This window comes from Streptomyces sp. URMC 126 (assembly GCF_051386555.1).
Classification (GTDB): Bacteria; Actinomycetota; Actinomycetes; order Streptomycetales; family Streptomycetaceae; genus Streptomyces.
In genome coordinates, this window is record NZ_JBPQTX010000019.1 from 16,903 (window position 1) to 42,339 (window position 25,437).

The 25,437-nt window shown below is 72.9% G+C and carries 23 protein-coding genes; 13 read left to right on the forward strand and 10 right to left on the reverse strand.

Going from position 1 to position 25,437, the window contains the following annotated elements; all coding sequences use genetic code 11:
- Window positions 1-10 precede the first annotated feature (10 nt).
- The 3 genes from ACSNOK_RS04310 to ACSNOK_RS04320 all read right to left on the reverse strand — a co-directional run bounded on the left by ACSNOK_RS04310 (window position 11) and on the right by ACSNOK_RS04320 (window position 1,993).
- On the reverse strand, window positions 11-727 hold the full coding sequence (locus tag ACSNOK_RS04310) for a YqjF family protein (RefSeq protein WP_436779199.1): 717 nt from the start codon (window positions 725-727) through the stop codon (window positions 11-13).
- 83 nt (window positions 728-810) lie between these two features.
- A complete protein-coding gene (locus tag ACSNOK_RS04315) occupies window positions 811-1,494 on the reverse strand; it encodes a hypothetical protein (protein WP_436779200.1) in 684 nt (227 codons plus the stop codon).
- Window positions 1,484-1,993: a hypothetical protein gene (locus tag ACSNOK_RS04320; protein WP_436779201.1), complete on the reverse strand. Its 510-nt coding sequence runs from the start codon at window positions 1,991-1,993 to the stop codon at window positions 1,484-1,486. Before ACSNOK_RS04320 ends, ACSNOK_RS04315 begins: the two co-directional genes overlap by 11 nt.
- Window positions 1,994-2,118: 125 nt before the next feature.
- Here ACSNOK_RS04320 and ACSNOK_RS04325 point away from each other — a divergent pair, with 125 nt between their 5' ends.
- From ACSNOK_RS04325 to ACSNOK_RS04335, 3 genes are all read left to right on the forward strand, one after another.
- Complete coding sequence (locus ACSNOK_RS04325; RefSeq protein ID WP_436779202.1) at window positions 2,119-2,601, forward strand: DUF2243 domain-containing protein; 483 nt, start codon at window positions 2,119-2,121, stop codon at window positions 2,599-2,601.
- Window positions 2,598-3,443 (forward strand): cytochrome c oxidase assembly protein, encoded by an 846-nt coding sequence (locus ACSNOK_RS04330; RefSeq protein ID WP_436779203.1) that lies wholly within the window; start codon window positions 2,598-2,600, stop codon window positions 3,441-3,443. Before ACSNOK_RS04325 ends, ACSNOK_RS04330 begins: the two co-directional genes overlap by 4 nt.
- Window positions 3,444-3,609: 166 nt before the next feature.
- Window positions 3,610-4,692 carry a zinc-binding dehydrogenase gene (locus ACSNOK_RS04335; RefSeq protein ID WP_436779204.1) on the forward strand — a complete coding sequence of 361 codons (1,083 nt, stop codon included), beginning with the start codon at window positions 3,610-3,612 and terminating at the stop codon, window positions 4,690-4,692.
- Between the two features lie 68 nt (window positions 4,693-4,760).
- On the opposite strand, the gene ACSNOK_RS04340 is transcribed toward ACSNOK_RS04335, so the two are convergent.
- On the reverse strand, window positions 4,761-5,318 hold the full coding sequence (locus tag ACSNOK_RS04340; protein WP_436779205.1) for a DUF2165 domain-containing protein: 558 nt from the start codon (window positions 5,316-5,318) through the stop codon (window positions 4,761-4,763).
- A gap of 218 nt (window positions 5,319-5,536) precedes the next feature.
- Between ACSNOK_RS04340 and ACSNOK_RS04345 the strand changes: the two genes are divergently transcribed.
- Window positions 5,537-6,169, forward strand: coding sequence for a TetR/AcrR family transcriptional regulator (locus ACSNOK_RS04345; RefSeq protein ID WP_436779206.1), 633 nt, complete (start codon window positions 5,537-5,539; stop codon window positions 6,167-6,169).
- Between the two features lie 16 nt (window positions 6,170-6,185).
- Window positions 6,186-6,635 (forward strand): redox-sensitive transcriptional activator SoxR, encoded by a 450-nt coding sequence (soxR, locus tag ACSNOK_RS04350; protein ID WP_436779207.1) that lies wholly within the window; start codon window positions 6,186-6,188, stop codon window positions 6,633-6,635.
- A 93-nt stretch (window positions 6,636-6,728) separates the two neighbouring features.
- Here the strand turns inward: soxR and ACSNOK_RS04355 are convergent, their stop codons facing one another.
- Window positions 6,729-7,340, reverse strand: coding sequence for a hypothetical protein (locus ACSNOK_RS04355; protein WP_436779208.1), 612 nt, complete (start codon window positions 7,338-7,340; stop codon window positions 6,729-6,731).
- A 122-nt stretch (window positions 7,341-7,462) separates the two neighbouring features.
- Window positions 7,463-8,794, reverse strand: coding sequence for a serine-threonine protein kinase (locus tag ACSNOK_RS04360; protein WP_436779209.1), 1,332 nt, complete (start codon window positions 8,792-8,794; stop codon window positions 7,463-7,465).
- Between the two features lie 312 nt (window positions 8,795-9,106).
- Here ACSNOK_RS04360 and ACSNOK_RS04365 point away from each other — a divergent pair, with 312 nt between their 5' ends.
- Window positions 9,107-9,724, forward strand: coding sequence for a TetR/AcrR family transcriptional regulator (locus tag ACSNOK_RS04365; protein WP_436779210.1), 618 nt, complete (start codon window positions 9,107-9,109; stop codon window positions 9,722-9,724).
- A gap of 39 nt (window positions 9,725-9,763) precedes the next feature.
- Here ACSNOK_RS04365 and ACSNOK_RS04370 read toward each other — a convergent pair whose 3' ends face one another.
- Window positions 9,764-10,738, reverse strand: a complete 975-nt coding sequence (locus tag ACSNOK_RS04370) for an MBL fold metallo-hydrolase (protein ID WP_436779211.1) — start codon at window positions 10,736-10,738, stop codon at window positions 9,764-9,766.
- A 131-nt stretch (window positions 10,739-10,869) separates the two neighbouring features.
- Window positions 10,870-11,307 (reverse strand): MarR family winged helix-turn-helix transcriptional regulator, encoded by a 438-nt coding sequence (locus tag ACSNOK_RS04375; protein ID WP_436779212.1) that lies wholly within the window; start codon window positions 11,305-11,307, stop codon window positions 10,870-10,872.
- 199 nt (window positions 11,308-11,506) lie between these two features.
- Here ACSNOK_RS04375 and ACSNOK_RS04380 point away from each other — a divergent pair, with 199 nt between their 5' ends.
- From ACSNOK_RS04380 to ACSNOK_RS04400, 5 genes are all read left to right on the forward strand, one after another.
- Entirely contained in the window at window positions 11,507-13,003 is a 1,497-nt protein-coding gene (locus ACSNOK_RS04380; RefSeq protein WP_436779213.1) for an MFS transporter, read from the forward strand.
- A gap of 57 nt (window positions 13,004-13,060) precedes the next feature.
- The gene (locus ACSNOK_RS04385; protein ID WP_436779214.1) at window positions 13,061-13,981 is read left to right on the forward strand and encodes an NADP-dependent oxidoreductase; all 921 of its coding nucleotides are present in this window, start codon (window positions 13,061-13,063) and stop codon (window positions 13,979-13,981) included.
- A gap of 305 nt (window positions 13,982-14,286) precedes the next feature.
- Entirely contained in the window at window positions 14,287-14,739 is a 453-nt protein-coding gene (locus tag ACSNOK_RS04390; RefSeq protein WP_436779215.1) for an RICIN domain-containing protein, read from the forward strand.
- Between the two features lie 335 nt (window positions 14,740-15,074).
- Complete coding sequence (locus ACSNOK_RS04395) at window positions 15,075-19,784, forward strand: DUF6531 domain-containing protein (protein ID WP_436779216.1); 4,710 nt, start codon at window positions 15,075-15,077, stop codon at window positions 19,782-19,784.
- A 62-nt stretch (window positions 19,785-19,846) separates the two neighbouring features.
- Window positions 19,847-20,869 carry a hypothetical protein gene (locus ACSNOK_RS04400; RefSeq protein ID WP_436779217.1) on the forward strand — a complete coding sequence of 341 codons (1,023 nt, stop codon included), beginning with the start codon at window positions 19,847-19,849 and terminating at the stop codon, window positions 20,867-20,869.
- A 102-nt stretch (window positions 20,870-20,971) separates the two neighbouring features.
- Here the strand turns inward: ACSNOK_RS04400 and ACSNOK_RS04405 are convergent, their stop codons facing one another.
- Window positions 20,972-21,502 carry an NUDIX hydrolase gene (locus ACSNOK_RS04405; RefSeq protein ID WP_436779218.1) on the reverse strand — a complete coding sequence of 177 codons (531 nt, stop codon included), beginning with the start codon at window positions 21,500-21,502 and terminating at the stop codon, window positions 20,972-20,974.
- A gap of 18 nt (window positions 21,503-21,520) precedes the next feature.
- A complete protein-coding gene (locus ACSNOK_RS04410) occupies window positions 21,521-22,402 on the reverse strand; it encodes a DMT family transporter (RefSeq protein ID WP_436779219.1) in 882 nt (293 codons plus the stop codon).
- A 250-nt stretch (window positions 22,403-22,652) separates the two neighbouring features.
- Between ACSNOK_RS04410 and ACSNOK_RS04415 the strand changes: the two genes are divergently transcribed.
- Together ACSNOK_RS04415 and ACSNOK_RS04420 are read left to right on the forward strand one after the other, a co-directional pair.
- Complete coding sequence (locus ACSNOK_RS04415) at window positions 22,653-23,738, forward strand: hypothetical protein (RefSeq protein ID WP_436779220.1); 1,086 nt, start codon at window positions 22,653-22,655, stop codon at window positions 23,736-23,738.
- A 100-nt stretch (window positions 23,739-23,838) separates the two neighbouring features.
- The gene (locus ACSNOK_RS04420) at window positions 23,839-25,404 is read left to right on the forward strand and encodes an APC family permease (protein ID WP_436779221.1); all 1,566 of its coding nucleotides are present in this window, start codon (window positions 23,839-23,841) and stop codon (window positions 25,402-25,404) included.
- The last annotated feature ends 33 nt before the right edge of the window (window positions 25,405-25,437 follow it).

The following is a 25,437-nucleotide window of genomic DNA, read 5'->3' on the forward strand; positions in this document are numbered from 1 at the left end:
CGGCCCCCGTTCACCCCGCCGCGCGGCGGCGGCCGGACACCGGCCGGGGGAAGGCCAGCCGCACGTCCCGTACGCCGGGGGAGAAGTGCGCCAGCGGCGGCTCCTCCGGCGGCGGCAGCCCGGCCGACGCGGTCAGCGTCTGCCGGACCTCCTCCACCCGGGCGGCGCGCAGCCGCCACGGCTCGTGCTCGACGGGCGTCTCCCACAGGACGCCGGAGCCGCGGCTGTACGCCCGCCAGCGGGCCGTCAGCCAGGTGTCCAGCGGGCCGGCCGCGAGCGGGTCGCCGGGGCGCACGGCCAGCCGGTAGGAGGGGCCGCCGCCGTACCGCTCCCCGGCGTACCGCACCACCGGCCCGTCGGACCGTCGCCGCAGCCGCGCCAGGTGGTAGGGGATGCCGAGCCCCCGGGCGGCCAGCAGCGGAGGGGCCGTCACCTCCAGGGACAGGAACCACAGCCCCGGCCTGCCGCCGAGGCGGACGTAGGTGCGCAGGTTGGTCTCGGGGAAGGTCCACCGGGGGCGGGGCAGGCCCAGCTGCCGTACCGACGCCATGACGAACGGCGTGAGCCCGACCCAGGCGGCGCCGTCGAAGGTGTCGACGACGACGCCCGGGGGGAGCAGGGCCTGCACCACGCGCGGCTCGTAGCGCCAGTGCAGGAACGTCTGGCACACCCAGCCGGCCGTCAGGCACGGGCGGGTGACGCGTTCCTCGGGGGTGGGCGACACCATGGTCCTGGTCCTCCGTCGATTCGCCGGTTCCTCCGGGCCCGGGCTGTGCGGCGGTTCCCGCCGCCGCGCGGTCGGCCCCGGTTTCAGGGCCGGTCCCGGGACCGGGCGGCCACGGCCGCCGGGTCCTCGTCCCCCGCCGGTTCCACGAGCGTGGTGACGCGGACCAGCGCGGGCCGCCGGGGCACGGAGACGGGCCCGAACCGGACGGGCGGCGTCACCCGGGCGGGCGGCCCCAGGCCGGCGCCGTCCCACCGCACGTCGCCGCCCGTGACCGGCCACAGGTCGCGGGGGCCGTAGAACGACCGGCGCCCGGACCGGGACACGCCGTACGTCCGCAGGCCCAGCAGCCGGGCGGGCACGTCGGCGGAGCGGATCCACAGCGGGTGGGTGGCGGCGGTGGTGGGCACGGCGTGCAGGAGCCGGCCCAGCGGGCTCCGGGGGCCGGTGGTGAAGCGCCAGCTCAGCGGGCCCGCGGTCACCGTCCACCGGGTGTCCGTCCGCACCACCGCCACGGGCCGGACGTCCACCCGGTCGAAGGCGTAGGTCGCCGCCACGAACTCCGCCACCTCCCCGGTGGGGGCAAGCAGCCGGCGCGTCCCGTCCGCGTGCTCCACCATCACGTCGCTGAACGGGCCGAACGGCGAGCGGGGCCAGTGCCCGAGGACGAGCCGGGTCCCCGAGGCCGTACCGGTCCCCGCGATCCAGCCGTCGAAGCGCAGCCGGGCGGAGCGTGCGCCGCCGCCCGGCCCGGCGGGCTCACGCCGCACGGGGCGGCGGTCCGACGTCGGGGCGGCGCCCCGGGCGCCGGGCCGCGTGGCGCTGTCCGGGGCCCGGGCCCGTACGGGCGGCCAGGGCGTCCGCGACGGCCCCGGCGGCCAGCGCGTACACCGCCTTGTGCAGCAGGTCGACGGCCAGTTCGCGGCGCGGCCAGGTGGCGGGGGGCGCGCCGACGCCGGTGGCGTTCTCCAGGAGCTGGTCGTTGGTGAGCCGGACGACGCCGAACTGCGCCGAGGACAGCGGGCCGCGCAGCCCGGCGTGGGCCATCGCGGAGCGCAGTACGCCCAGCGCGACGCCCTGGCCGTAGTGCATCAGCCGGTTCGCGGCGGCGGAGGTCCCGTCCCGTCCGGTCAGCCGGAGCAGCACCCGTCCGGGCACCTCCGAGTCCGGGCGGCCGATGCACCGCTGCTCGGCCTTCTCCGCCAGGGTCATGACCGCCACCCCGGCGGCCCCGGCGAGCAGGCCCTCCCACACCACGCGTGTCCTCATGCCCCCACGGGTACCCGGCCGCCTCCCCGGCATCCCCCGGTGCACCCGGCTCCGCGTCCCGGGCACGTACCGCCCGCGACGGGGTACCCGACCGGGGTCCACCCACCGAAGGAGGCCGGCACAGCATGACGCACCCGGACCGGCACGCCGTCCCCCCGCCCGGCCCACGGCCCCTGGCCCGCCGGTCGACGGCCGTCGGCGCCCTGCTGGGCGTCGGGGTCATGGCGGCCGTGGACGAGATCGTCTTCCACCAGATCCTGCACTGGCACCACTTCTTCGACCGCTCCACCCGCGGCCTGGGGCTGGTCTCCGACGGGCTGCTGCACACCGGCGAACTCCTCGCGCTGGTCGCCGCCTGCTTTCTCCTCGCCGACCTCGGCCGCCGCCGCGCCCTGGCGGCGGCCCACGCCCGGGCCGGCTGCCTGCTGGGCGCGGGCGCCTTCCAGCTGTGGGACGGCACCGTCGACCACAAGGTGCTGCGGGTCCACCAGATCCGGTACGGCGTCGACGTCACCGCCTACGACTGGGCGTGGAACGGCGCCGGGCTGCTTCTGCTGGCCGCCGGCGCCCTGCTCGCCGTCCGGGCCGGGGGCCGGGGGGACCGGTGACCGGTGCCGCGCACTCCATGCCCGGGGCCTCCGGGCCGGTCGAACGGGTCCTCGCGCTCCTCGCGCTCGCCGCCGGGGCCGGCTACCTGATCGCGGCGGCCCGGCTGCGCCGCCGGGGCGACGCCTGGCCCGTCCGCCGCGACCTGGCGTTCGGCACCGGCGCGGCGGCCCTGGCCGGCGCCATGGCCGTGCCGCCCCCGGGCGGGCCGTTCACCTCCCACATGGGCCACCACCTCGTCGCCGCCATGGCCGCCCCGCTGCTCCTGGTGCTCGGCCACCCCCTCACCCTGGCCCTGCGCGTCCTGCCGCCCGGCCGCGCCCGGCGGGCGCTCCCCGCCCTCGCCCGGTCGCGGACCGCCGCCTGTCTGACGTTCCCGCCGCTCGCCGCCCTGCTGGACGTCGGCGGGCTCTGGCTGCTGTACCGCACGCCGCTCTTCGCCGAGAGCCACCACCGGCTCCTCGCGCACGCCGTGGTGACCGTCCACGTGGTGGCGGCCGGTCTGCTGTTCGCCTTCGCCGCCGGTCCGCTCACCGCATTGCACCGCCGCTGGGGGCCGGGCTGGCGCTGCCTCGCTCTGGCGGGCGCGGGCGCCGTCCACGGCGTCCTCGCCAAGCTCCTCTACGACCGGCCCCCGCCCGGCACCCACGTCGCACCGGACGATCTGCGGTCGGGCGCGCTGCTGATGTACTACGGCGGCGACCTCGTCGAGCTCTGCCTCGCCGCCGCCCTGGCCGCCTCCTGGTACGCGGCCGCCGGCCGGGCCCGCCGCCGGGCGGAGGCGCCGCGCGGCCGTCCGGCGGCCGGGACGGAGGCCGTGGCGGCGGTCGTCCGGCGGTCGTGACGGCGGGGGACGGGGGGCCTAGGCTGAGCCACGGTTCACCGGGGGTGTCCCGGGGCCGGTGAGCTCGGTCCGGGGCACGTTCCGTCCGCGCACGACCCGCCGGCCCGCCGCCGGGCGCCCGGCGCGCCCGGCGCGCCGGCCGGGCCCGACCGAGAGGTGACCCGCCGTGACCCGCGCCGCCGTCCTGACCGCCGTAGGAGCCCCGCTCCGCGTCACCGAGATCGACCTGCCGGACCCCGGCCCCGGGCAGGTCAGGGTGCGGATCGCCGCGGCGGGCGTGTGCCACTCCGACCTCTCCCTCGCCGACGGGACGCTGCGGCAGCCCGTCCCCGCCGTGCTCGGGCACGAGGGGTCGGGGACGGTCACCGCCGTCGGGGAGGGGGTGACCCATGTGGCGCCTGGGGACGAGGTGGTGCTCAACTGGGCGCCCGCCTGCCGGAGTTGCCACTTCTGCGGGATCGGCGAGCCGTGGCTGTGCGCCGAGTCCCTCACCACCACGCCCGAGCCCTACGCCACCCTGGGCGGCGACGGCACACCGCTCCACCCGGGCCTGGGCACCGCCGTGTTCGCCGAGGAGACGGTCGTCCGGGCCGCCGCCGTGCTGCCGCTGCCCCCGGGCGTACCGCTGCCCGAGGCGGCGCTGCTCGGCTGCGCCGTGCTCACCGGCTACGGCGCGGTGCACCACAGCGCCCGGGTGCGGGCGGGCGAGTCGGTGGTGGTCGTCGGCGTCGGCGGGGTCGGGCTCGCCACCGTGGGCTCGGCGCGCCTCGCGGGGGCGGGGCGGGTGATCGCGGTGGACGTCTCCCCGGACAAGGAGGAACTGGCCCGCGCCTGCGGCGCCACCGACTTCGTGCCCGCCGGGGACGGCGCGGTCGCGCGGATCCGCGAACTGACCGGCGGCCACGGCGCGGACGTGGCCGTGGAGTGCGTGGGCCGGCCGGAGACCATCCGCGCCGCCTGGACGGCCACCCGGCGCGGCGGGCGCACCACCGTCGTGGGCGTCGGCGGCCGGGACCGGCACGTCGCCTTCTCCGCCCTGGAGCTCTTCCACTCCGGCCGGACCCTCGCCGGCTGCGTCTACGGCAACACCGACCCCGCCCGCGACCTCCCCGTCCTCGCCGGGCACGTCCGCGAGGGCCGCTTCGACCTGTCGGCCCTGATCACCCGGCGGATCGGGCTCGCGGACATCCCCGACGCGTTCGCGTCCATGCTCGCCGGGCGCGGCGGCCGCTCCCTGGTGGTCTTCTGACGCCGCCCGGCCCGCCGCTCCCCGCCCGTCCTCCGGCACCGCCCGCCGCGCCGTCCCCGGGCCGGCGGTCAGCCCGGGACGCCGTCGTCCCGCAGCCCCGGCAGATGGACGACCAGCAGCACCAGACCGCCCAGCACCACATGGCGCTCGGCGGCGGGCACCCCGTTCCACCGCGAGGACTGCCACATCGCGAACCACTCGCCGCCGACGGCCAGGAACCCCACGCCGAACAGCAGCAGGTAGAGCACCAGCCCCAGCGTGGTGGCGCGCCGGGCCGGGGCGAGGAGACCGTGCCGCAGTCCGCGCGCCCACCGCACCGTCGCCAGCGTCAGGACCGCCGCCGTCAGCGCCTCCCACGCGATGATCAGCACGTAGACGCCGTCCTGCAGGGGCCGCGCGGTGACGGCCCGCCAGGTCAGGTCGTCGTCGCCGAACGTCGTGTCCATCGCCAGGACGTGCCGGACGAACTGCCGGTTGGTGTCGAAGTCCGTGATGTTGCCGAAGACCACGAGCAGCATGAGGAGCGCCACCGTGCCGGTCAGGGCGGCCGCCGCGAGGGGCAGTCCGTCCCGCCGCGCCCAGTCCGCCCGTCCCCGTCCCAGCGCTCGTACCCGTCCGCGCGCCATGCCGTCCCCCTTCCGTCCGGAGCCGGCCCGGGGCCGGTCCGTGACCGCCGCCTGAGGGCAGCATGCCCGCGCCCGCCGCCTCGTACGCGGGCCGAGCGCCTGCTCAGCCGCGGGGTAAGGTGTCGTTCCCGCCGGCCGGGCCGGGGGCCGGGGGAGGGCCGGGAAGGCCCGATAAGAAGCCTGAGACGAGCCGGGACGAGCCGAGACGAGGGGGACGCATGGACGCCGGGGGCGGACGGACCGAGGAGTGGGCGGACGTCACACCGGACGCGGCCCGGCGGCTGCTCACCGCCGCCGTCCAGGCGTTCGCCGAGCGCGGCTACCACGCCACCACCACCCGGGACATCGCCGGCCGCGCCGGCATGAGCCCCGCCGCCCTCTACATCCACTTCCGTACCAAGGAGGACCTCCTCCACCGCATCAGCGGAGTCGGCCACCGGCTCGCGCGGGACCTCCTCACCCGCGCCCGGGACGGCTCCGGCAGCGCGGCCGAGCGACTGGCCGACGCGGTACGGACGTTCGTGCGCTGGCACGCCGAACACCACACCACCGCCCGGGTCGTCCAGTACGAGCTGGGGGCGCTCGCCGAGGACCACCGGGCCGAGATCACCGAACTGCGCCGGGAGACCGACGCCGCGGTCCGGTCGATCGTCGAGGACGGCGTCGCCTCGGGGGAGTTCGACGTCCCCGACGTCCGCGGCACCAGCCTCGCCCTGCTCTCCCTCTGCGTGGACGTCGCCCGCTGGTTCCGCGACGACGGCAAGCGCACGCCGGAGGAGGTCGGCGAGCTGTACGCGGGCCTGGCCCTGCGCATGGTCGGCCACCGGGCCGCCCCGGGCGCCGATCACTGACGTAGGGTCGGGAACCGTGCCACAGATACCCACGACCGTTCACGAACTCACCGTCGGGCAACTGGCGGCCCGCAGCGGCGCCGCCGTCTCCGCCCTGCACTTCTACGAGTCCAAGGGGCTGATCAGCAGCCGCCGCACGGCCGGGAACCAGCGTCGGTTCGACCGCGACGCGCTGCGCCGGGTGGCCTTCATCCGGGCCGCGCAGCGGGTGGGCATCCCGCTCGCCACGATCCGTGAGGCGCTGGCGCAGTTGCCGGAGGAGCGCACGCCGACCGCCGAGGACTGGGCGCGGCTGTCCGAGGCGTGGCGCGGCGAGCTCGACGAGCGGATCAAGCGGCTGGAGCGGCTGCGGGACCGGCTCGACGGGTGCATCGGCTGTGGCTGTCTCTCGCTGGACAAGTGCGCGCTGTCCAACCCGGACGACCGGTTCGGCGGGCGGCGGGGCTGTGGCTCCCTGCTGAGCTGAACCCGTCCCGGCGTTGAGCCGAACCCGTCCGGCCCGGGGCGGCTTCCGGAGGGCGGCGCCCGCGCGGCGCCCTCCGGAAGGCCCGCCGTCCCCTCACGCCGCCGCGTACCGGGGAGCGAACGCGTACCGCCGGGCAGCCGCCAGCGCCGGGGGTGTGAGGACGGCGACCGGCACCACGATCCCGCAGTCCGTGCACACCGGTCCCTCCCACGGGTGCCGCTCCAGCCCCGTCCGCCACTCGATGCGCTCCTGCGCGCAGACCGGGCAGGAGTCCCCCGGGGCCGACTCCATGGCGTCGATCACCCGCCGCAGCACGTCCGCCAGCCGGGCCCGCGGCTGGAGGTCGGGGGAGGCACAGGGGACGATGTCACACCCGCCCCAGGTGTTGCGGTGCCAGTCGTCGAGGGCGGTGGGCTGGCGGATGCCGTCGTGCTTCTCGCGCCGACGGCGGCCGGCGAACTCCACCTCGTACGCCAGCCACAGCTCCCGGGCCTCCTCCAGTTCCTCCAGCGCCCGGATCAGCCGCTCCGGGTCGGGCGCGCGGTCGTCGGGGGCCAGCCCCGCCCGGGCGCACAGATGGTGCCAGGTGGCCCGGTGACCGTACGGGGCGAAGCGTTCGAGGCACTTGCGGAGGGACGTCCGTCGCAGAGCGATGGTGTTCCCCGGGTTGCGCACCTCTCGTGCGAGAGCTCTGAAACCTGCCACTGCTTCCCACCTCCGGCGAGCGGACTCGGACGGCCTGGTGCCGGCCGCGGAGGGCCGACACGGCTGGGACGTACCGCGGCGCGTTTCGGATCCCTCCGGGCGGCGCGGGTCGGTCCCGTCCGCTAGCGCATGCCCAGTCCGGCGAGAAGGACGACACGTGCGAGCTCCTCGTGGCAGATGTCGCTGTGGGCGCCGGAGGGCGGACCACCCGTCCGGACGACCTCCGAGGCGTCGACGTTGACGCAGCCGCCGGGCGGGAGGCCGTCCGCCAGGGCCTCGGCCAGGGTGCGGGCCGCGCAGCCCGGCACCTCCCGGGCGCCGTCGTAGCCGAGGGCGCCCCAGCGCGTCGTGTCCACGCCGAGCAGCGAGTCGGCGTCGCCGGCGAGCCGGGACGCGAGGGGGTAGAGGGTGCCGAGGGCGGTGTCGTGCCGGGAGTGGCAGCAGACCAGCGGGCCCTCGACCCGGTCGGTCAGATCGTGCAGGACCCCGCCCCGGCGGGGCGCGAACGGCAGCCGGGGCGCGAAGGCGTAGTGCGAGAAGGCGCCCTGGAGCAGGGTGAGCGACGCGACGCGGACGCCGTCGGGGAGCCCGCCGAGCGCGAACGCGACGAGCCGGGCGCCGAAGCTGTGGCCGACCAGGTGGACGCGCGGGCCGCGCCCGGCGAGCTCGCCCGCCACCGGACCGAGCCCCTGCCGCCCGACGACGCCGGCCCGCCGTTTCATCTCCCAGTAGGTGCCCTGCCGCAGCAGTTCGAGCGCCCCGCGCCAGACCCGGCCGAGGGCGCCGCCGAACAGGCCGGGCGCCGGGACCGCGCCGGTGGACTCCAGCGCCGTCGCGAAGCGTCCGCACACCTCCACCGCGCTGTCGGTGAACATGGCCGGAACCATCGGTTCGGACTCGGTGTCGCGCGTCCACGCGTCGTCGGCGCTCCCCTCGCGTTCGGCCTCCCGGGGACGCGGGTTGACCAGGGTGCGGACGAGGCCGGTGAACTCCTCCAGCCGGGCCCGGTCCTCGGGCTGCCGCTCGGCCAGCTCCGCCAGTCTGCCGATCACCGCCTCCCGGCCGGGGAAGACCAGCGCCAGCGCCTCGCGGGTGCCGGGCGGCAGCCCGGGCCCGGCGACGGGGCCGTCGGGCGGGACCGGTGGGGCGGCGAGGAAGGGCGGCGCCTCGTCGGCGAAGCGGAGCGAGGGCCAGACCACCCCCACGTAGCCGACGCGCGGCGGGCCGGCGGGGGCGGCGAGGGTGTCGAGGAGGGTGGGAAAGGGGGTGAAGAAGCGGCGGTAGAGGGCGGTGGCCGTGGCGCGGGTGTTGTTCCAGCCGTGCGCGAAGACGATCACATCGGTGAGGCGTCCGTCGGCGGCGCCCTGGAGGAGGGCGTCCCGTTCGCCGGGTTCGACGCGCCCGTCCTTGCCGAAGGTCAGTTCCCAGTACGGCTGCACACTCATGTCCGCCATGGAGCCCCCTGTGCCGGTCCGGTGTGCGCGCATGGTCCTGCTGTCAAGGGGGGCTGTCCAGCCTTCCGGCGCCCGTTCCTTCGTTCGTCCGCCGTGTGGCGCGTTCCGGTGCCCCGGGCGCGCGAACCGGGCGCCGGGCGCGCGGGCGCGGTGTCCGGGACGGGCCGCGGGGCAGGCGGAATGCCCAACTCCCGGGCGGGGCGGGGGTACTGCCCGGACCGCTCGAACGCGTGAGTGGCAAGATCCCACCGGGGGAGCCGTGCCGGTCGGCACGGCACATCAGCGACACCAGGCGACAAAGGGGTGGGGACGATGAAGAGGGCGGGGAGAGCGGGCACATACGGAACGTCGGGGTGCGCGGGGCGGCCGGTGCCACAGCGGCTGCTGGCCGCCGCCACCCGGCTGTTCGCCGACCAGGGATACGACCGGACCTCCGTACAGGAGATCGTCGAGGCCGCCGGAGTCACCAAGGGCGCCCTGTACCACTACTTCGGCTCCAAGGACGACCTGCTGCACGAGATCTACGCCCGGGTCCTGCGCCAGCAGCAGGAGCGGCTCGACGCCGTGGCGAGCCGGGACGCGCCGGTGGAACAGCGGCTGCGCGACGCGGCGGCGGACGTCGCGGTGACCACCATCGAGAACCTGGACGACACGAAGATCTTCTTCCGCTCGATGCACCAGCTCGGCCCCGAGCAGTACCGGCGGGTGCGGGCCGAACGCCGCCGCTACCACGAGCGGTTCCGGGCACTCGTCGAAGAGGGGCAGCGGACGGGGGTGTTCAGCCGGGCGACCCCCGCCGACCTGGTGGTGGACTACCACTTCGGCTCGCTGCACCACCTCGGCAGCTGGTACCGCCCGGACGGACCGCTGACGCCGCAGGAGGTCGGCGACCACCTCGCCGACCTCCTGCTGCGGGCGCTCCGGCCGTAGGCCGCCGGGGGCGGCACGCGCGGCGGGGGCGGCCGGGTGTCACGCGTGGCAGGACAGCGGCTTGCCGCCGTTCATCTCGGCCATGTCCCCCAGCACCACCGGCAGGTCGAGCGGCGCCCCCAGCGGCAGCCCGTCCAGCTCCGCGTAAGCCCGGTGCAGATTGCCGACCAGCCGCTCGCTCTCCTGGAGCGCCGCGAACTCGCCGAGGTCCGCCGCGCGCGCCGTCTCCAGCGGGGTGTGCCCCGCCGCGTGCCCGGCGCGCGCCAGCTCCTCGACGTACCGGAAGTAGCGCTCCACGGTGTCGTACACCCCGGGGTCCGTCACCGGGCCGTGGCCGGGGACGACGGTCTCCGCGTCCAGCTCGCGCAGCACGTCCAGGGCGGCGAGCGAGCCGCTGAGCGAGCCGAACGGGATGAACGGCGTGCCGCCGTTGAAGACCAGGTCGCCGGTGAACACGATCCGCCGCTCCGGCAGCCAGACGATGGTGTCGCCGACCGTGTGCGCCGGGCCGGGGTGGATCAGCCGCACCTCCGTGTCACCGATGTGCACGGTGAGTTCGTCGGTGTACGTGAGGGTGGCGGGGGTGATCCGGACGTCGCCGTACTCCACCCAGGGCCAGATGGCGTGCAGCTGCGGGCCGACGGCCAGGGTCTGCTCGCGGCAGCCGGCGTGCCCGACGATCGTCGCCTCGGGGGCGAAGACGCAGTTGCCGTAGGTGTGGTCGCCGTGGTGGTGGGTGTTGACGACGAGGGAGGGCGCCGGGGCGCCGCTCGCCGCGACGGCGTCGCGCAGCAGCTCCGCGCGGCGGATGGTCGGGGCGGTGTCGATCAGCAGGGTGCGGCCGCCGTCGGTGACGAAGCCCGCGTTGTTGAGGCACCAGCCGCCGTCGGGCTGCACGTAGGCGCTCACCCCGGGTGCCAGGGACACGGTGTAGGGGGCGGGGACGGCCTCCGGTCCCGCGGTCGGTCCGGCGGCCCCGTCGGGGCCGGTCAGGGGGGTGCTGGTGCTCGACATCGTGCGCGCCTCTCCTCGGGATGCGCCCGGCCCGCGCCGGGTGCGCGGAACCGGACCGGCCGTCAGAATACGGACGGGCGCGGCGATATGGGAGGGCGGGCTCCGTAGGGGTGCGGGAGGGTGGCCTCCGCTCAGTCCCGGCGCTCCAGGCCGGTGCGCAGCCGCTCCAGCAGCCCGTGCAGCACGGCCCGCTCCTCATCGTCGAGGGAGTCGAGGGCGTCGTCGGTGGCCCGCATCATCTCCTCCCTGACCCGGCGGATGGTCTCCCGGCCCTCCTCGGTGGCCACCACGTTCTTCACCCGGCGGTCGGAGGGGTCGGGCTCCCGGCGGACCAGGCCGCGCGCCTCCAGCCGGTCGACGATGCCGGTGACGTTGGACGCGTCGCAGACCAGCAGGGTGGCCAGGCCGCGCATCGGCACCGGGCCCTTGAGCTGGGCGAGCAGCTTGGCCTGGACGCCGGTGAGGCCGTGCCGGGCGGCGGAGGCGGTGAAGTCCTGCCACTGGGCGGTGCCGAGTGCCGCCACGAGTTCCAGGAGCTCGGACTTGCTGGGGGAGGTCGGGGCGGTCATGGCAGCAGTCTACTGAAGCGCTTGAGGCTCTCAATCATTAACTTGACGACCTCAAGTATTCGGCCTACCGTTGCCCGGTTGCTTGATGACCTCAAGGGTCAATGAAGTGAAGCATCAATGTCGTAAAGCATCCATGCCGTCACGCATCGATGCCGTGAAGCGCCCGGCTTCGCGCAGCAAACGGAGGAACGAACCGGCCATGCCCACACCAGCGCCCGCCACCCCGGCCCGGCAGCGGAGCGAGACGGTCATCGTCTTCGCCCTGAGCCTCGCCGCCATGGTGGTCTCGATGATGCAGACCCTGGTGGTGCCGATCCTCGGCCTGATCCAGAGCGACCTGGAGACGACCCCGGCCAACGTCAGCTGGGTCACCACCGCCACCCTGCTCTCCGCCGCCGTCTTCACCCCGCTGCTCGGCCGCTTCGGCGACCAGCACGGCAAGAAGCAGACGCTCGTCGGCGTCCTCGTGGTCATGGTGGCCGGATCCGTACTGGCCGCCACCACCCACTCGCTGCTCTGGCTGATCGTCGGCCGGGTGCTCCAGGGCGCCGCCACCGCGATCTTCCCGCTCGCCCTGTCCGTGCTCCGCGAGGAGATCCGCCCGGCCCGGCTGCCCGGCGCGATGGCCCTGGTCAGCGGCACCCTGGCGTTCGGCTCCGGCCTCGCCCTGGTCGCCGTCGGCCTGCTCACCTCCGGTGACAACCCCGACTACCGCAGCGCCTTCTGGCTGGCCACCGGCCTCGCCGCGCTGGCCCTGATCGCGGTCGTCACGCTCGTCCCCGCCACCCGCGAGACCACCGGCGGCCGGACGGACGTCCTCGGCGCCCTCACCCTGGCCGCCGCCCTCGTCCTGCTCCTGCTGCCCGTCTCGCAGGGCCACGAGTGGGGCTGGTCCTCGGCCCGTACGATCGGCTGCTTCGTCGGCGCGGCGGTCATGGCCGCCGTGTGGACGCTCGTCGAGCGGAAGGTCAAGGAGCCGCTGGTCGACATGCGGATGTTCGCCCACCGGCCGGTCCTCTTCGCCAACCTCGCCGGGCTGCTCGTCGGCTTCGGCTCGTTCGCCCTGTTCATCGGCGTCTCGTACCTCGTCCAGATGCCGTCGAAGCTCACCGGCTACGGCTTCGACGCGAGCATCCTGCGGGCCTCCGTCGAGTTCCTGCTCCCCGGCACCCTGGTCTCGCTGCTCGCCGCGCCCGTCGGCGGCAAGCTCGTCCGGCAGCACGGCCCCCGCCGGGTGCTCTACCTGGCCTCGCTCGCCGGCCTGCTGGGCTTCGGCTGGCTCGCCCTCGACCACGACCACGCGTTCTCCGTGATCGCCGGCGGGATGCTGGTCGGCGCGGGCATCAGCTTCGGCTACGCGGCCATGCCCGCCGTGATCGTCGGCAGCGTGCCGCCGCACCAGACCGGCATCGCCAACGGCATCAACTCCATCTCCCGCTCCACCGGCAGCGCCATCGGCAGCGCCATGGTCACCACCGTCCTCGCCTCCAAGAGCGTCGAGCACCTTCCGCCGGGCCTGCCCAAGCTGCCCGCCGAGAGCCAGTTCACCCTGACGTTCGTGATCGCGGCCGTCGCGTTCCTGCTGGTGTCGCTGGTCGCCGCGCTCGGACTGCGGACGATTCACACCCTGCGGTCCGCTGCGGTGGCGGGCTCCGTCCCGGCGGCGGACGCTGAGACGGCGGGCGCCACGCGCTGAACACCGTTCGCGACGACTTTCAGGACCTGAGGACCCGAGGACCCGAGGAGCATCACTATGAAGGCTGTCAGCTACCGCGCCTACGGCGGACCGGAGGTCCTGGAGTACGGCGAGGTCCCGGAGCCCAAGGTCGGCCCCGACTCCGTCCTCATCGGGGTCAGGGCGGCGGCGGTCAACCCGGTCGACTGGAAGGCGCAGGCCGGGTACCTGGACGGGCAGCTCGACGCGGTCTTCCCGGTCATCCCAGGCTGGGACGTGTCCGGGATCGTGGTCCGGCTCGGCGCGGACACGCCCGAGTTCCAGGTCGGCGACGAGGTCATGGGCTACGTCCGGGAGGACTTCCTCTCCCGCGGCACCTACGCCGAGTTCGTCGCCGCCCCCGTCCGCACCCTGGCCCGCAAGCCCGCCAACGTCTCGTTCGAACAGGCGGCGGGCCTGCCGCTGGCCGGCCTCACCGCCTACCAGGCCCTGCGGGCGGCCCGCGTCGGCCCCCACGACACCGTCCTCATCCACGCGGCGGCCGGCGGCGTCGGCTCGCTCGCCGTCCAGCTCGCCCGGAACACCGGGGCCCGGGTGATCGGCACGGCGAGCGAGGGCAACCACGCGTACCTGCGCTCGATCGGCGCCGAGCCGATCGCCTACGGCGACGGCCTCGTCGACCGCTTCCGCGCGCTCGCGCCCGAGGGCGCCTCCGTCGTCCTCGACTTCGTCGGCGGCGGAGTGATCAAGACGTCCTCCCTCATCACCGTCCCCGACGCCCGGCTGGTCTCCATCACCGACCCCGCCGTGACCGAGATGGGCGGCCGGCTCCTCTGGGTCCGCCCCGACGCGGCGGACCTGGCCGCACTGGCGCACCTCGCGGAGCGGGGGCGGCTGTGCGTGGAGGTGGCGGAGGCGTTCCCGCTGGAGCGGGCGGCCGAGGCGCAGCGGCGGAGTGCGGAGGGGCATACGCGGGGGAAGCTCGTGCTCGTCCCGTAGGGCGCCCAGGTGGCGCTTTGCCTGTCGTGATCATGCGGAGATAGGATCGCGCCGACCAGTAAGAGGACCACGGTCGCAGAGGTGTCGGGCAGACAGGGGCACGGACTCACGGGGACGTGAGCGGGGGATGCGGCGAACGAGCCGAGGCCGGTGCGCCTTCGGCCGGTCCGGAGGGCTGCCGCGCGCCGACGCCAAGACGCGTACGGCGCCCGGCGGGGCCCGGTTCGCGCCACGCGCCCCTCGTCGCGGATCGGGTCCGGTGACCGCTGCTGTCGGGATTCCCCGCGGTCTTCAGGAGGGGAACCATGATGAAGCGCCTGATAGGTACGTTCGCGGCCACCGCGATTCTCGCTCCGGCCCTGATGCTCAGCGCTTCCGGGGAGGCGTTCGCCGCCAGTAAGACGGTCACCTGGAAGAACAAGGGCAACGGCAAGTGCCTGGTGGCCAACGGCTTCTGGGTCGGCGCGGGCTCCTGCGGCTCCTACCTGGCGAAGTGGAAGGAGACCAAGCAGTCGGACGGAACGTTCGTCCTCAAGACCGCGGACCACGACTTCTGCCTCGACAGCAAGAAGAACGGCGAAGTCCGCGCGGGCGTGTGCAACGGCGGCAAGAACCAGAAGTGGCGTGAGATCAAGGACTCCATGGGCTGGCGGCTGACCAACAAGGCCACCGGGCTCACCCTCGGCATCAAGCCCATCGCCGGCACGCCCGTTTACGCCGGTTACGACGGCAGCATCAAGCACCAGCGCTGGAGCTGACGCCCGGACGCGGGGCGCGCTGCGCGCGGTGAGCGAGCGGCTCATGTGGCGCAGCGCGCCGCGGCTGCCCGCAGGCCGGCGACGAACGAGCGGGACTACACGTCGTAGTCGGCCCAGGGCGCAGGGGCGGCGCGCGTCGGCGTCGGGCGCCGCGCAGGTCGACGGGCGCGTCACAGAGGCAGTGCAGGGCAGCCCTTGAGAACGTCGCTCTGGCCCGCGGATGTAGCCCTTCGCGCAGTCATTGGCAGGACGAACGGTACCTTGCTGCGGCGGCACTAGAGTAATCGGCTGATAGTTCATCAGTGCGCACCGCTCGCGGCCAGGGGGTACATCAAATGGGAGTCGTCCTGCCGGACAAACTCGCCAAGGTTCTGGACCTGATCGGCGTGAATTGGCCGAATGTGGACGAGGACGACTACCGTGAGATGGCGAAGTCTTTGCGTTCCTTCGCCGAGGCGGTGGACAGCGGCCGTGGCGACTCGAACGTCGCGCTCAACCGCCTTCTCTCCACCAATCGCGGCCAGATGACGGATGCCGTCGAGGCCCACGTTCGCAAGCTCAACGGCAAGCACCTGCACAATCTCGCCGAGGCGGGCAGGCTGCTGGCCGGTGGCCTGGACAGTGCGGCCGTGGTCGTGGCGGGTGCCAAAGGCGCGGCCATCGTCCAACTCGGCATTCTGGCGTCCGAAGTGGCGGCCGCCCAGGCGGCCGCCCCCATCACCCTGGGCTTCTCGGAGCTCGGCGCGTTGAGCGGTGTCGCCGTCACGCGCACCGTCGTCAAGCGGCTGTTCAAGGATGCGGCCCGGGCTGCGGCCCAGGAGGTCCTCTCCATAGCTACCGGCCCTGTCTTCAGCGCTCTCGACGCCATGGCCACGGACCTGGTCGTTCAGGTCGTCTCCGACGGCCTGGGGGCCCAGGACGGTGTGGACCTCAAGCAGACCGTCCAAGCGGGCAAGCAGGGCCTGACTCTCGCGAGCGCCGGCGGGGGCCTGGTCCTCGACAGCACCGGCGGAGGGTCCGGAGACCTCGTCTTCGACGAGCATGAGCACGGGACTTTCACGGGTGCCGTCCACGAGCACTCCCGCAGCCTGAACGAAAAGGGAGGCACCCACCTTCGCGCCGGCCGCCGCCACTTCGACAAAACGAGGGGGCGCGGCTCGCTCGCCAGAGCCATCGAGCAGGCCGTCGACAAGGCGGTGAGGTCCCTCGGGGACGCTCACGGCAAGCTGCACCAGCACCTTGACGACGTGGGCAAGGGTCTCACCCAGGCCGGACGTGCCCATCAGCGGCAGGACCACCACGAGCGCGACAAGTTCCGGCAGATCAAGAACAAGGATGTCAGCGACGCTCCCGGCGCGGGCAAGTCCGGCGGATCCTCACCACACGTCAAGCCGGCCTCCCTGCGGGATGCGAAGGGCGACCCGCGACGCCATGGGATCCCGCTGGAGAAGACGGTCTGCAAAAACGATCCTGTCGACATTGCCACGGGCGAGATGCTGCTCCCCGAAACGGATCTCTCCCTCCCCGGTGTGCTTCCACTCGTCCTTCGCCGTACGCACCTGTCGCAATACCGCTACGGTCAGTGGTTCGGCCGGAGCTGGGCCTCCACCCTGGACGAACGCATCGAGCCCGATCCGGTCGGCGGCGGCGCCGTCTGGGCCCGCGAAGACGGATCACTGCTGGTGTACCCCCGGCTGCCGCGTCCCGAAGATGAGCCCGTGCTCCCACTTGAAGGCCCCCGTCTTCCGTTGGCTCACGGCGGAGAACACAACGGGGAGACGACCTTCCTCATCACGGACCCATCCACTGGCGTCACCCGGACTTTCACGGGTGGCCCTTACCGCCCCTCCGTCTCCCACTGGTTGGACGAGATCAGCGACCGCAACGGCAACGCCGTCACTTTCATGCGGCGCCCTGACGGCACCCCCATCTCCGTCTCGCACACCGGCGGCTATCTCGTACGGCTCACTTCCGAGAACTCACGCATTACCGCCTTGTCCCTTCCCAGTCCTCAAGGACACGGCACCTTCCTCACCTATGGCTACGACGAGCGAGGTGATCTCAGCACCGTCACCAACTCGTCGGGTTCGGCGATGAGGTTCACCTACGACGCCGAGGGCCGCATCACGTCTTGGACCGACCGCAACGACCACACCTTCCGTTACATCTATGACACTCTGGGCCGGATCGTGCGCACGGTCGGTCCCGGCGGGTTCCTCTCCTCCACCTTCGAGTACGCCACGGACGAGGAAACCGGGCATCGAATAACCCGCTACACCGACTCCACCGGTGCGGTCACCACCCTTCGGCTGAACAACCGGCTCCAGGTCGTCGCCGAGACGGATCCGCTGGGACACACGACGCTTCAGACGTGGGACCGTTACGACCGTCTGCTGGCCCACACCGATCCCATGGGCCACTCCACTGATTTGACCTGGGACGAGGCAGGCAACCTCACCACCGTCCGACTGCCCGACGGAACCGTGGCGACTGCCCGCTACAACGAGCTCAACCTCCCCGTGGACATCACGGACACAAGCGGTTCCACGTGGCGGCAGACCTTTGACGAACTGGGCAATTGCACCAGCGTCGAGGCTCCCGACGGGACCGTTACGCGCTTTACGCACGACCGGACAGGGGCGGTGGCCACCATCACGGATGCCCTCGGTGCCGTGATCCGGATCAGCTCCGACCGAGCCGGTCTGCCCCTCGAAATCATCGATGCCCGCTCCGCCGTCACCCGTGTGGAACGCGACTGCCAAGGGCGACCTGTCCGTATCGACGATGCCGCCGACAACACCGAGTGTTTCGAGTGGGGTGTCGAAGACCGACTCCTGGCCCGCGTCGCACCGGACGGCAGCCGGGAGACCTGGACTTGGGACGGGGAGGGCAACTGCCGAACCCACACGCACCCCCACGGTGGCACGACGACTACCGAGTACGGCCCCTTTGACAAGCCGACCGTACGCGTCACTCCGGACGGCGCCCGGCACGAGTTCAAGTACGACACCGAGCTCCGGCTCGTTCAGGTCACCAACCCCTGCGGACAGAGCTGGGACTACACCTACGACCGAGCGGGCCGTCTGGCAGCGGAGACCGACTTCGACAACCGCCGGACGCGCTACACCTACGATCCCGCGGGCCGCCTCACCTCCCGCACCAACCCGCTGGGCCAGACGATCACTTATGCCTGGGACGCCATGGGCCGCATGGTGGCCTGTGACGCCGACGGGGATGTCACGCGCTACACCTACGGCCCCGACGGACAACTGATCGGCGCCGTCTCCCCGACGTCGGCGCTCACCATGGAGTGGGACGCTCTCGGGAGACTCGTGGCGGAAACCGTGGACGGCCGTACCAGCCGGTACTCCTACGACCGGCTCGGCCGTCGCACCGTCCGGACCACCCCTACGGGAGCGGTCAGTCACACGCGCTACGACACGGCGGGCGACCGCGTCTCGCTCGCGATCGACAGGCACGCCCTTGCCTTCACGTTTGACGGCCTCGGCCGCGAGGTGTCCCGGTCCTGGGGCGCGCCAGAAGCCGCAGCCGTCCTGACCACGGCCTGGGACGTCCTGAACCGGCCCGTCACGCACACCCTCACGGCCGCAGGAACGATCCTTCGATCGACGGAGTACGCCTACCGGCCCGACCACTACCCGGTTTCCATCATCCGTCGAACGCCGGGCGGCGGCCGCCAGGAAAAACGCATTTCCCTCGACCCGATCGGCCGGCCGCTCACCGTCACAGCCCCTGACTGGGCCGAAACGTATGCCTACGACGCCACGGGCAACCAGATCTCGGCGGACTGGCCGGTCCCAGGCGGCCGCGCCGACGCCCGAGGCGCTCGTACGTATGACGGCGCACGTGTCCTCTCGGCCGGCTCCGTCCGCTACGAGTACGACGCCGCCGGCCGCGTTGTCCAGCGTCGCCGTACCAGGCTGTCACGCAAACCGGAAATCTGGCGATACACGTACGACGCCGAGGACCGTCTCATATCGTGCACCACTCCGGACGGCACACGATGGCGCTATTCCTACGACCCGCTGGGTCGGCGCATCGCCAAGCACCGTTTGGCGGCGGATGGTCAAGCGATCATGGAAACCGTCCGATTCACCTGGGACGGAAGCCGGTTGGCGGAGCAGTCGGACTCCGTCACCGGAACAATCCTCACCTGGGAGTACGACGGCTATCACCCGGTCTCCCAGTATGAACGCAAGCCGCTGGGAGCCGACGAGGTCGACGCCCGCTTCTTCGCCATCGTCACCGACCTCATCGGCATGCCCACCGAACTCGTCTCCGAAGCGGGCGAGACGGCATGGCGGGCACACTCCACCTGCTGGGGCACCACCGCCTGGAACGCTGACGCCATTGCCTACACCCCTCTTCGCTTTCCCGGACAGTACGCCGACCCCGAAACCGGCCTGCACTACAACTTCTTCCGCCACTACGACCCCGAGACGGCCCGTTACACGACCCCCGACCCGCTGGGACTGGCCCCGGCACCCAATCCCTCGGCATATGTGATCAACCCATGGGTGTGGTCCGACCCTCTCGGCCTGGCTCCCAAGTCCTGCAAACAGGACCAGTACGACTGGGGAGGCAGCATTCGCTACGGGCGGCTCGACCATCTTGGCCGTCCTACCGGCGTCCATGCGTGCCTGCGCCGCGAGATGCTGCACACGGGAAGCCCGGCCGGCTCTCTTTACCCGCCGGGCTGGCGTGGCAATGGCAAACTGTACAACGAGGCCCGGGGACACTTGCTCGCCGACCGCCTCGGGGGAAAGGGGAAGGGGAGGCTGGCCTATCAAAACCTCGTGACGCAGACGCAGAATCCCACGAACTCGCCGTATCAGCGAGACCTGATCGAGCAGAAGGTATACGACGCTGTAGACAGGGGCGAGATCGTCCAGTACAGCATCAAGCCGATCTACGAAGGAACAAATCCGATACCCATCAGGCTTGAATACCGAGCGTTTGGCAACCAAGGCTTCAACCTCAAGGGTTTCCTCGACAATCCGGCGGCCGGTGTCAGGACCGCATAGCTGACGCGAGTTTGATCTCGCCGGTAGGGTCTGTGCTCAAGAGCGAACATGGAGGAGAGAGAGTGACACGCACCACGCCGGAGCGTCCTGTCGATGTCGAAGCGATTTTCCCCGAGCTGACGCACCACCGTCGCACGAGCACTCGGCTGCATCCGCGTCAGGGCAAGCCCAAGCGCGAGGAGAGCTCGGTGGCGGGGCCATTTCTGTGGCCTGCGGAGGAGCCTTGGCCGGTGTGCGTCGCCAGGCACGAGAAGGGGCGCGGCCACCGGCTGGCTGATGTGCGCCTGAGTCGCCAGATCCTGAAGGAAGCATGGCTGCGTGATCCGCGCACCGGCCCCTCGGAAGCGGAACGCGAGGTCCTGGCGGGTCTCCAGCCGGGTTTGCACGCTCCGGAGCTGCGCGACGAAGACCCGATCCCTCTGCTGGCCGGTGCCCAGCTCTTCGCGCATGAGGTGCCGGACCTCGCCGGGCCCGAGGGTTGCGACCTGCTCCAAGTCCTATGGTGTCCGTTCGAAGCGCATGGCCCCGACCAAAGTATGGATGTGCTCGTTAAGTGGAGGAATTCACGGGACATCACTGAGGTAGCCGAAGTAAATCCGGAGCCGGTCGTCGTGGGGCGCGCCGAATGTGTTCCAAATTCCTGTACGTTCCACCCGGAACAAGTCGTCGAGCACGAGTACATGGAGTTGCTGGGAGAAGACCTCCAAGAGCGAATCCGTGCCTGGGAAGAAGAGATCCTGGAAGCGGCGGAGGACAGTCGGCAGGATTCTGATCCGTACGAAATCGACTACCAAGGCGACCTCTCCATTCCCCCGGGCTGGAAGGTCGGCGGCTTCGCCTCCTGGCATCTCACCGGGCCTGCCCGGATCAACTGCTCATGCGGGGGCGAAATGAGGCCTCTGCTGACCATTCACGACCGGGAGTGGGACAGCGGCTCGCTCAGTTGGGTGCCGTTGGAGGACCGGGATGCGGTGCACACGACGGGGGCGAACGTTCCGACCGGTGTTTATGTCGGCCGCGGCCTCATGCGTATCTTCGTGTGCACCGAAAATCCTGTCCATCCGCCTCGGGTCGATTTCCAGTAGATTCGGCGGCCACTTACCGGGGGCCTGCGGAGCGATCCGGCCGAGGCCCGCGGCGATTGGTGCGCCCTATCGTTGCGAGTGCCCTGAGGGCGTCCGGCATCCTCACCCCGCCCGCCACTCCCGCAGTCTCCGCCACGCCTCCAACCCATCGGGCACCCACTGCCACTCGGGCAACCGCCGCTCCACCTCCTCCTCCGGCAGGAAGCCGTACCAGGCCACCTCCTCCGCCTGCGGGTGGACCTCCAAGTCGCAGCGGACCTCGTAGACGGCTGACCACCACCCCCCGTACTCCTCCGACCGGTACAGGAAGCGGAACAGCGGGGTGGGGGCGGGGAGTCCCCGCACGCCCAGTTCCTCCTCCGCCTCCCGCAGGGCCGCCGCGTCGTACGTCTCGCCGGCGCCCAGGACGCCGCCGACGAAGAGGTCGTAGTGCGAGGGGAAGATCAGCTTCTGGGCGGTGCGCCGGTGGACGAAGAGGCGGCCGGCCGCGTCGCGTACCTGGATGAACGTGCAGCGGTGGAGGAGGCGGCGGGCGTAGACCTCGGCCCGGGGGGCCTGGCCCACGACCCGGTCCCGTTCGTCCACGACATCCAGGATCTCGTCCGCCGACAGGGCCTGAGAGTGATCGCTCATGGTGCTATTCAAGCGGGCTCAGCGCGGCTGGAGGTCCCGCAGTTCCGGTGCCGCCGACCCCGCCGGCATCGCCGGATGGCGGCCGATCAGGACGATGCCGACGACGATGGCGGCGATGCCGGCCGCCTCCCAGGCCAGCGCCCCGGGCGTGGTCCGCAGCCGGTCGCCGAGGAAGCCCACCCCGCAGGCGATGCCCGCCAGCGGCTGGGCCGCGGTGAGGGCGGGCAGGGACATCCGCAGCGGGGCGGTCTCGAAGGCGCTCTGCACCAGGACCAGGCCGGTGACGCCCAGGGCCAGCACCACGTACGGCTGCCAGCTGATCACCAGGGCCGCCCAGCCGCCGTCGCGGAAGCGTTCGCCGCTGACCCGGGTGAGGGCGTCCTGGAGCCCGTAGAGCAGCCCGGCGGCCACCGCGAGGGTCGCCGCCTCGGCGCTCATCCGGAGCCGCTTGGAGACGGCCGCCAGGACCAGCGCGCCGCCGATGACCAGGCCGACGATCAGCCAGTGCCGCAGCGGGTCGGTCACCGACTCCCCGCCGTGCGGCCGGCCGGCCACGATGAAGGCGGTGACCCCGCCGGCCAGCAGCCAGAGGCCGCCCCAGCCCGTCCAGCCGAGCGACTGCTTGGTCTGCCACCGGGAGAGGGCCATGGCGAAGAGCAGGTTCGTCGCGAGCAGCGGCTCGACCAGCGAGACCTCGCCGTCGTTCAGGGCCACCGCGCCGAGCGCCATGCCGCACACCATCAGGCCGATCCCCGCCAGCCAGCGCGGCATCCGCACCAGGTCCAGCAGCAGCCGGAAGGAGAGGAAATCGCTCATGGGAGCCCGCTGTGCCGCGTTCTGCTGGTAGACGAACCCGACACCGAGGCAGAAAGCCGCGCTCAGGGCGAAGGCGAAGACCATACGTCGCGCACCTCAAGACCTGCCGGTCAATCGCGGATTGACCCGGTAGACGATAGTCGCCGCACGGACGGTACGCCGCCCGAGTACCCCGCTTTCGGACGTTCATCCAGACCGGTACGGAGGAGGCCCCGGCGGCCTTGACGGGGAGCTGTGACTAACGCTTTGCTGTGCGTGATCAACAATTGCCGGTCAGCGGGCACCCGGGTCCGGGCCCCCGCACGGGACGCACTTCCGCGGAGGACGCTCGACGATGACCCCTCCACCCCCCTTGGGCCGCTCTCGGCTGGGGGGCGGGCCGACCTTCGACTCCGCACTCGACGACACCGAGCTGGTCACCGTCCGTGACGAGCTGGCCCGGGGGCGGTGGGCCGAGACCCGCCGGCTCCTCGCGGACACCGGCGACGACTGGGACCTGCGCGGCCACCGCCTCACCGTCCTCGCCGAGGTGCCGGCCAGTACGGCCTGGGGGCGCGAGTGGCTGCTCGCCGAGCCCGACAGCGCCGACGCCACCGCCCTGCTCGCCTGCGCCGCCGTCCACCGCGCCGTACGCCGCAAGGGCGACGCCGCGAACGCCCGGAACCTCTGCCGGGCCGCGGCCCGGATGGCACCCCACGACCCCACCCCCTGGCTGGGCCTGCTCCTCCTCGCGCACGCCGGCGTCACCGACGACGAGCCCGCCCGCTGCTTCGGCCAGGTACGGGCCCGGCACCCCGAGCACCACCACGCCCACCACCTCATGGCCGCCTGCCTGGCAGCGCACAAGGCCGGCCACGACGACCCGCTGCACGAGGTGTACGACTTCGCCGCCTGGGCCGCCGAGCAGGCCCCCGCCGACTCCCCGCTGGCCCTGCTCCCCGTCGTCGCCCACGCCGAGCGGTTCCGCGCCCTGGCCCGCGCCGGCACCGTCCCGCGCGACCCGGCCGTCTCCGGGCACTGGGCCGGCCGCCGGGCCCGCCAGGTGCTCAAGACGGCCTTCGACTGGTGGCTGGAGTGGGACGTCAACGACACCGACGACGACGCCGACGACGCCGCCGAGTGGGCAAGGGCGGGCAGGGCGCCGGCCGGGACCGGCAGGACGGCCGGGACGGGCGGTGCGGCGGGGACGGGCGGGAGTCCGCGGACCGCCCGGAAACCCGCCGCCCCGCCGCACCCCCGGCACAAGGTCGACCTGAACTTCCTCGCCCACGCCAAGCTCCACGAGGGCCGGCTGGCCGAGGCCGCGGCGCTGCTCATCCGGATCGGCCCGCACGTCACCCGCGAACCCTGGGCCTACCCCGACCGCGACCCGAAGGCCGCCTACCGCGCCGCCCGGCGCGCCGCCCTCGGCTCCCGGTGAACCACGGGCATCACACGCCACGGGCCCTGCACGCCCCTCAGGTCCCCGCACGACCATCCACCACCGAACGACCACCCACCACAGTGAGGACGGCCCCCGCATGCCGACGGGCAGGACGACACCAGCCGAGATCCGCACCTTCAAAGGCCAGGAGAGGAGCCTGCGCGCCGACCGCATCGGCCTGGCCGGCCTCCTGATGTCCGTCGTCGCCGCCAGCGCCCCGCTGATGGTGACCACCGGCGGCATGCCCGTCACCTTCGGCGTACTGGGCGTCGTCGGATCGCCCCTGCTGTACGTCATCCTCGGGCTGGTCCTGCTTCTCTTCAGCTTCGGCTACGCCGAGATGAGCCGCCACGTGCACAACGCGGGCGCCTTCACCGCGTACATCGCCCGCGGCCTCGGCGGCACGGCCGGCGCCGCCTCCTCCATCGTGGCCCTGGTCTCGTACAGCGCCATGCAGTGCTGCATCTACGGCCTCTTCGGCTTCGAGCTGTCCAACCTGCTCCAGCGGCACCTGGACCTGACCGTCGCCTGGTGGATACCCGCCCTGACCGCCGTCGTGGTCGTCGGCGTCCTCGGCTGGCTGAAGATCGACCTGAACGTCAAGGTGCTCGGCGTGCTGCTGCTCGTCGAGGTCGTCATGGTCCTGGTCTTCGACGTCGCCGGCCTCGGCTCGCCCGGCCCCGAGGGCGTCTCCCTCCGGGCCTTCCACCCCGACACCCTCTCCGGTGCCGGACTCGGCACCGCCTTCTGCGGCACCATCGCCTCCTTCGTCGGCTTCGAACAGGCCGCCGTCTACTCGGAGGAGACCAGCCGTCCGCAGGTCGTCGTCGCCCGGGTCACCTACCTCGCCGTCGGGTTCATCGCCGTCTTCTTCGCGATCAGCGCCTGGGCGCTGACCGTCGCCGCCGGACCGTCGCACATCCACGAACTCTCCCTCGCCGAAGGCCCCAACCTCCTCTTCGGGCTCACCGAGGACCGGCTCGGCTCCGGGTTCACCGACGTGATGCACCTCTTCTACGTGACCGGCATGTTCGCCGCGATGCTCAGCTTCCACAACGTCGTCGCCCGGTACGCCTTCGCCATGGGCCGCGAGGGGCTGCTGCCCGCCGCCGTCGGCCGCACCTCCCGCACCAGCGGCGCGCCCGCCCACGGCTCGCTGCTCCAGAGCGCCGTCGCGCTGCTCGTCGTCATCGTCTTCGCCGCCACCGACGACAAGCCCACCGGCGACCCGACCGCGCCCGTCCTGCGGCTGTCCAACTGGCTGGGCAACGTCTGCGCCCTCGGCGTCACCGTGCTGATGATCGCCGCGTCCGCCGGCGTGATCGTCTTCTTCGTGCGGCGCGGTGCCGCCCGCGCCCAGGCCTGGCGGCTCGTCGCCTCCGGCGTCGCCGGGCTGGCCCTCACCGTCATCGCCGTGATCACCGTCCGGGACTTCGACGCGCTGGTCGGCTCCGGCCCGGACTCGCCGCTGCGCTGGCTGCTGCCCGGCATCGTCCTGGCGGCGCTGGTCGCCGGGCTGGTGCTGGGGGCCGTTCTGAAGTCCGTACGGCCCGAGGTGCACGCCCGGATCGGGCTCGGGAACGAGGCGTTCCAGCTGGAGAAGGCGGCCGAGAGCGCCGGGAGCGCCGGGCAGGCCGCGGAGGGGGCCGCCGGGCAGCGCTGAGGTCACGGGTGCGAGCCGGGCGGCCCCCTCCGC

Bases quoted from the DNA above. Each gene is read 5' to 3' on its own strand.
- ACSNOK_RS04310 (WP_436779199.1), bottom strand. From the start codon at position 727: ATGGTGTCGCCCACCCCCGAGGAACGCGTCACCCGCCCGTGCCTGACG.
- ACSNOK_RS04320 (WP_436779201.1), bottom strand. From the start codon at position 1,993: ATGAGGACACGCGTGGTGTGGGAGGGCCTGCTCGCCGGGGCCGCCGGG.
- ACSNOK_RS04325 (WP_436779202.1), top strand. From the start codon at position 2,119: ATGACGCACCCGGACCGGCACGCCGTCCCCCCGCCCGGCCCACGGCCC.
- ACSNOK_RS04340 (WP_436779205.1), bottom strand. From the start codon at position 5,318: ATGGCGCGCGGACGGGTACGAGCGCTGGGACGGGGACGGGCGGACTGG.
- ACSNOK_RS04345 (WP_436779206.1), top strand. From the start codon at position 5,537: ATGGACGCCGGGGGCGGACGGACCGAGGAGTGGGCGGACGTCACACCG.
- ACSNOK_RS04360 (WP_436779209.1), bottom strand. From the start codon at position 8,794: ATGGCGGACATGAGTGTGCAGCCGTACTGGGAACTGACCTTCGGCAAG.
- ACSNOK_RS04365 (WP_436779210.1), top strand. From the start codon at position 9,107: ATGAAGAGGGCGGGGAGAGCGGGCACATACGGAACGTCGGGGTGCGCG.
- ACSNOK_RS04370 (WP_436779211.1), bottom strand. From the start codon at position 10,738: ATGTCGAGCACCAGCACCCCCCTGACCGGCCCCGACGGGGCCGCCGGA.
- ACSNOK_RS04375 (WP_436779212.1), bottom strand. From the start codon at position 11,307: ATGACCGCCCCGACCTCCCCCAGCAAGTCCGAGCTCCTGGAACTCGTG.
- ACSNOK_RS04380 (WP_436779213.1), top strand. From the start codon at position 11,507: ATGCCCACACCAGCGCCCGCCACCCCGGCCCGGCAGCGGAGCGAGACG.
- ACSNOK_RS04385 (WP_436779214.1), top strand. From the start codon at position 13,061: ATGAAGGCTGTCAGCTACCGCGCCTACGGCGGACCGGAGGTCCTGGAG.
- ACSNOK_RS04390 (WP_436779215.1), top strand. From the start codon at position 14,287: ATGATGAAGCGCCTGATAGGTACGTTCGCGGCCACCGCGATTCTCGCT.
- ACSNOK_RS04395 (WP_436779216.1), top strand. From the start codon at position 15,075: ATGGGAGTCGTCCTGCCGGACAAACTCGCCAAGGTTCTGGACCTGATC.
- ACSNOK_RS04405 (WP_436779218.1), bottom strand. From the start codon at position 21,502: ATGAGCGATCACTCTCAGGCCCTGTCGGCGGACGAGATCCTGGATGTC.
- ACSNOK_RS04410 (WP_436779219.1), bottom strand. From the start codon at position 22,402: ATGGTCTTCGCCTTCGCCCTGAGCGCGGCTTTCTGCCTCGGTGTCGGG.
- ACSNOK_RS04415 (WP_436779220.1), top strand. From the start codon at position 22,653: ATGACCCCTCCACCCCCCTTGGGCCGCTCTCGGCTGGGGGGCGGGCCG.
- ACSNOK_RS04420 (WP_436779221.1), top strand. From the start codon at position 23,839: ATGCCGACGGGCAGGACGACACCAGCCGAGATCCGCACCTTCAAAGGC.